Origin of the sequence: Falsiporphyromonas endometrii (assembly GCF_042654485.1) — a bacterium.
In the GTDB taxonomy this organism is placed as follows: domain Bacteria; phylum Bacteroidota; class Bacteroidia; order Bacteroidales; family Porphyromonadaceae; genus Porphyromonas; species Porphyromonas endometrii.
Genome location: NZ_JBHSGO010000012.1, coordinates 1 through 828, shown reverse-complemented (window position 1 = coordinate 828; position 828 = coordinate 1). Strand labels below are relative to the sequence as shown.

Below are 828 nucleotides of genomic sequence, written 5' to 3'. Positions count from 1 at the left end.
AGAAAGTTTGCTTTAGCCATTGTTTCTCAGTATAAAGACAAACTTTCCCTACGGAAGAGGTTGTTTAAGGCTGCTTTAAATATGGACTATCTCAAAAAGCTGCTAAAGATTTGATGCGGTTGCCCTGGGGCCGGGATCGAAGCAACAAAGGCGATTTCCCTTGCAAAGACTGCATGCAAAGAAATAGTACAGAACCAATCAAAAGAAGACCAGGAGCGAAACAATGCAAGGTTGCTTCATTCAGAAAGAGGCTTATACAAATAAAAGAACTCTGTTAAAAACACTATTATGCGAAGCAAATAGAGAATAAGATTGATGAGATTAAAGGAATGAATAAATCAAGTGGGGCAAAGCCGGGTTTACAAAGCAACAAAGGTAATTGTCATGGTTTTGTGACAGGGATAGAAGTTCTTCTTATCGTGCCGTGGCATGAGAGGGCGGCGCTGCTGGGAGGAAAGAGGAGTCATAGAGACAAAAAGAGAGAGGGAGTCGAGGACACTGCTGTCCAAGACTCCCTCTCTTCGGTTATAAAACGGCGGCTACCTACTCTCCCACTGTTACGAAGTACCATCGGCGTTATTGGGCTTAACTGCTCTGTTCGGAATGGTTAGAGGTGGATCCCCAATGCTATAACCGCCTGAATATGTCAACTTATTTACGAATCTCGCAATATCCTATAATCACTTTAGATATCAATCTCCGGATAAATCCTCGGGCTATTAGTACTACTCGGCTTTGACATTACTGCCTTTACACCTGTAGCCTATCAAGGTCATCGTCTGTAACCACCCTTAATGAGATCTTATCTTGAGGCCGGCTTCGTGCTTA

General features: G+C 43.1%; 2 rRNA genes and 1 pseudogene. 1 reads left to right on the top strand and 2 read right to left on the bottom strand.

Going from position 1 to position 828, the window contains the following annotated elements:
* Positions 1 to 114 (top strand): annotated as a pseudogene (locus ACFO3G_RS00935) (ISAs1-like element ISPg6 family transposase); the annotation flags it as partial.
* A 416-nt stretch (positions 115 to 530) separates the two neighbouring features.
* Here the strand turns inward: ACFO3G_RS00935 and rrf are convergent.
* Positions 531 to 641: ribosomal RNA gene (rrf, locus tag ACFO3G_RS00930) — 5S ribosomal RNA — on the bottom strand.
* Between the two features lie 58 nt (positions 642 to 699).
* Positions 700 to 828, bottom strand: a 23S ribosomal RNA gene (locus ACFO3G_RS00925); the annotation flags it as partial.